Annotated in this window: 3 protein-coding genes; 2 read left to right on the plus strand and 1 reads right to left on the minus strand. The window is 76.0% G+C overall.

What is annotated here, in order from left to right; translation table 11 throughout:
* The first annotated feature begins 489 nt into the window (after positions 1-489).
* Positions 490-2,916, plus strand: coding sequence for a CpaE/TadZ family protein (locus AB0J52_RS30195; protein ID WP_500186043.1), 2,427 nt, complete (start codon positions 490-492; stop codon positions 2,914-2,916).
* Positions 2,913-3,353 carry a hypothetical protein gene (locus tag AB0J52_RS30200; RefSeq protein WP_500186044.1) on the plus strand — a complete coding sequence of 147 codons (441 nt, stop codon included), beginning with the start codon at positions 2,913-2,915 and terminating at the stop codon, positions 3,351-3,353. Before AB0J52_RS30195 ends, AB0J52_RS30200 begins: the two co-directional genes overlap by 4 nt.
* Before the next feature lie 599 nt (positions 3,354-3,952).
* Here AB0J52_RS30200 and AB0J52_RS30205 read toward each other — a convergent pair.
* A partial coding sequence (locus AB0J52_RS30205; protein WP_500186045.1) for a DUF6177 family protein occupies positions 3,953-4,130 on the minus strand: 178 nt, incomplete at its 5' end.

The raw sequence follows: 4,130 nt of genomic DNA on the forward strand, positions 1-4,130 counted from the left end.
CCATCGGGGCGCCGGGCGGACCGGGCGGGCCCATCGGACCGCCGGGCGGACCCGGCGGGAAGGGCTGCTGCGGCCCGCCCAAGGCCGGGTTCGGCGGGAATCCCGGCTGGCCGGCGGACGGCTGGCCGGGCCACTGAGCGTTCAATGCGCACTCCGGACAAGGTTCGGGGATCACCGGGGCCTGGCGGGGTCCGGCAAGGGTAGCGGCGGCCTCGCGGCGACTTCGTCCTGTTTTCGACGGACGGGAGGTGAAATCGGTGCCGTCCGAATTCCGATGTTTCCGGATGAGGAGCGACCGGTCCAGGCTCGACCGCCATGCCCGGCCCGCGTCCGGCTCCCGCCGGACTCCCGTCCGACCTCCCCAGGGAGGGGAGCACGTGTCCTGGCGGGGCTCCGGAGGGACGCGGGACGGCGCGATCTCCGTGCCCACGTGCGGTGCGTTGCGCGACAGGAGTCTCGTAGGCTTGCCGATCGAGGGAAGGGAGGCAGGTGACCGACTCCAACTGGCAGCTGGCCGTACTGCGCGACCTCGGCGCGACCCAGCGGGGCTTCGCCGACACCGCACCTGCCGAACCCCGTCCCGTCCCAGTTCAGAGCTACGATCCGGCCGAGATCGCCGGCACCGCGCAGGTGCCCGCGCAGGTCCCGGACGCGGTGACCGGCGGCACGGGCGGCTTCCCCGGCCTGCCCGCGTCCGGAGAGCCCGCCGCCTCACCGTCCAGCACGGCGGCCGGGCTGACCGGAATGACCGGGCCGACGGGAACGGGATCCGTCCCGGCCGGCGCGTCCGGCCCGTCCGTACCGGTCGGCGCGACCGGGCCGTCGGGGACGTTCGGGAGCGGCGAGCACCCGACGGAGAACCGGCAGATGCCCGCCCCGCACGCCGACGCTCCCGTCGCCGGCCCCGCGGCCTCGCCCGCCGCCGGCTCGTTCGGCGCTTCGCCGGCCGCCGACGCCGGCGCCTCCACCGGTCCCGCGCCCACCCCGCATACCGACGCTCCCGTGGCCGGCGCCGCCGCCGACCACGGCACGTCTCCGGGCGTCCCGTCCGGTTTCGAGACCGGGCCCTCGTCCACGTCGGGTGCTGATACGTCGTGGGGCGCTTCGTCCGGCGGCGACCAGCCGTCCGCGGGTGGTGCGGGCTTTCCCGGAATCCAGGACGACCGAGCCGCGGCGACCGGGCCACCGGGCGGCGACGGCCAGTGGGGCGCTCCTCCGGTGTCCGGAGGGCCCGGCGGCGACCACACCGACAGCACCTGGAGCTCGTCCGCCGGAGGAGCCAAGCCGGACGGCGCGACAGGCGCAACCGACGGCGGATGGGGCGCGCCCGCAGACGGCGGAGCGAAGCCCGACAACGCCTGGGGCGTGCCCGACGCCGGTCAGCCCGAGAACGCATGGGGCGTCCCCGCGGCGGCTTCGGGCGGCGTCGGCCAGACCGGAACCCCCGCGCCTTCCTCGGGCGGCGCGGACCAGAACATGCAGGGCGACGCGTCGTGGGGCGTGCCGGCCGCGAACACGGGCGGCGCGGACCCGTCCGCGCAGGGCGGCTTCCCCGGCGTCGCGGACCAGCAGAACGCCGAGCCCGCTCAGCCGCTCGGCGCTCCGACCGCAGCGGACGCGTCGTGGGGCGCGTCCGCGGGGGACGGCGCGTCCAGCTTCCCCGGAATGCAGGGCCCGGGCCCCGCTCCCGGCCCCGCTCCCGCTCCCGGTTTCGGCCAGGAGGGCGTGCCCGGCCCGGCACTCGATCCGACGATGGGCGGCCGGCAGGGCGGAGCCGACGGCGCGTCCGGCCAGCCGGGCGCGGGTGCGGGTGCGGGCGCGGGACAGGGCGAGCCGCTGCTGCACGCGGACTTCGCCTGGGAGGCGGCCATCAACCCCGTCCTCGGCGGGGGAGAGCAGCAGCAGGACGAGGCGCACGAGCAGGACCAGCAGGCCGCGCCGTCGCAGCAGTCCGCGACCCCCGCGCCGGACCCGCGCCAGCAGGCCCAGCAGGCGGCCGCGTCCGGCGCGCATCCGGCGAACGAGCTGGTCCGCAAGAACGTGCACGGCGACCGGCTCGGCAAGCGGATCGGACGCGGCGTGCGCAAGGCGGTCGGCGGCGGGTCCGCGATGACCGCGCAGCAGCAGGCCGCGTTCGCCGACCTGATGGCGCGTCCGGTGCCGAGCTTCCGGCAGATCGCGATCGCGAGCGTGCGCGGCGGCGCGGGCAAGACCACGATGGCCGCGCTGCTCGCCAGCGAACTGGCCCGGCACCGCCAGGACCGCGTCGTCGCGATCGACGCCGACGCCGAGCTCGGCTCGCTGCCGCTGCGGCTCGGCATCGTCCCGCAGCTGTCGCTGTTCGAGCTGGCGCAGGCGGCCCCGAGCACGTTCGACGAGGTGGCGCGGTTCCTGTCCCGCACGTCCGAGGGCCTGTGGGTGCTGTCGTCCACGCGCGGCGGCCGGATGTCGCGGGAGTTCGACATCCAGACGTTCCAGCGTGCGCTGAGCTCGGTGAGCCGGTTCGTCAGCGCGGCCGTGGTGGACTGCGGCGCGGGCATCCTGACCGGGGTCAACCAGGAGATCATCGCGCAGACGCACGCGCTGGTGCTGGTCACGCCGGGCACGGTGGACGGGGCGCTGAGCGCGCGCGGGGCCCTGGAGTGGTTCGCCAACAACGGAAGGCAGCACGTGTTCCAGCGCGCCGTGGTGGCCATGGTGTCGCACGCTCCGCAGATCAACGCCGACCTCGGCCGGGCCGAGGAGATGCTCACCGCCTGGGGGCTGCCGGTCGTGCACGTCCCCTACGACCGGCAGGTCGCGACCGGCGCGGCGCTCGACCTGGATAAGGTCGGCGGCGCCACCCGGCAGGCCGCCACCAAGGTCGTCTACCAGGCGTTCGCCCGCTCGCTCGGCCTGCCGGGGGTGCAGGGATGAGCGTGGACTTCGTGGCCCTCGCGCGCCGCCGCCCGGACGTGTTCGCCATCGCCGACGGCCTGGCCGCGATGGGCGAGCCGATCCACATCCGGGGCGGCGAGAACGAGCCGCCGACCCGGCTGTTCGACGCCGCCGGACGGCTGCTGGTGTCGATCGAGGAGCCCGTCGAGGTGACCGTCGCCAGCGAGATCGCGCGGCTGCTCGGCGACGCGTTCGCCGCCCGCGTCGGCGCGCCGGTGTGGTGGGTGGACGTGCGCGCCGTCGCCGACGTCCCCGAGGCCGCGAGGGTCGCGCGCCGCTTCTCCGACGCGCTCGTCCACTGGGTCGGCGGGACGGTCTACCCGGAGGGCGAGTCCGACGCGCCCGCCCAGAGCTGGCGCGCCGAGAACGCCTCCCCGGACGGCACCCCCGCCCCCGGCGTCATCGGCGGCTACTGACCGCCTTCCGCCACGCGCAGCCCACCCCCGGGAACGCGCAGCCTGCCTCCGGGAACGTGCGGCCAGCCTCCCGGACGCGTCGGCGACGAGTCGTCTCCCGCACGGTGCCCAGGTTCTCGGCTCGGCAGCGCGCAGCCGCCTTGCGGACGACGCCCCACGTCCTCGGTGCTTCGGAGCAGGGCCGACTGCCGGACGCCACGCACTTCTCGCGTGCGGGCAAGTGTGGCCGTTCGGTGTGATCTGTGTCGCGTTCCGCATGTAGCCGTAAGAGGCGGGTAATTGCGGCGCGGGGTCGGATGTGGAACGAGGGCCGTCACGTGTTCGTGACGGCCCTCGGTATGCCCGGCTCCCGCCCCTCCGGATGCCCGCCCCTTCGTACGGCGTGCGTTGCACGTCCGCGGCTTCGTGCGCGAGTTCCTTCGTGCGTCCGCACCTCGGTCGTTCCGCGCCTGGGTCCGTCCGCATCTTGGTCCGTCCGCACCTTGTTCCGCCCGCGCCTTCGTGCGCCCGGGCCGTCGCGTGTCCGTGCGAGTGGACGCGCGGTACTTCGGGTGCGCGCTCGCGGCTCGCTTCAGGCCGGGGACCGCGGGGGTGTGGCTCTATGCGTGGGGGTTCTGAAGGTGCTGGAGGAGGCGGCGGTGGCGCTGCCAGCCGTCCGGGGAGCGTCCGTCGCCCAGCGGGAAGAGCGTCATCGGGGCGCGCGGCGGGCCGACCTGCTGGCCCGGGATGCCCTGCGGCGAGGGCACGGCCCCGGCGACGGCGAGCGCGACGGGCGCG

It is taken from the genome of Spirillospora sp. NPDC049652 (assembly GCF_040675125.1).
Lineage (GTDB): Bacteria > Actinomycetota > Actinomycetes > Streptosporangiales > Streptosporangiaceae > Spirillospora.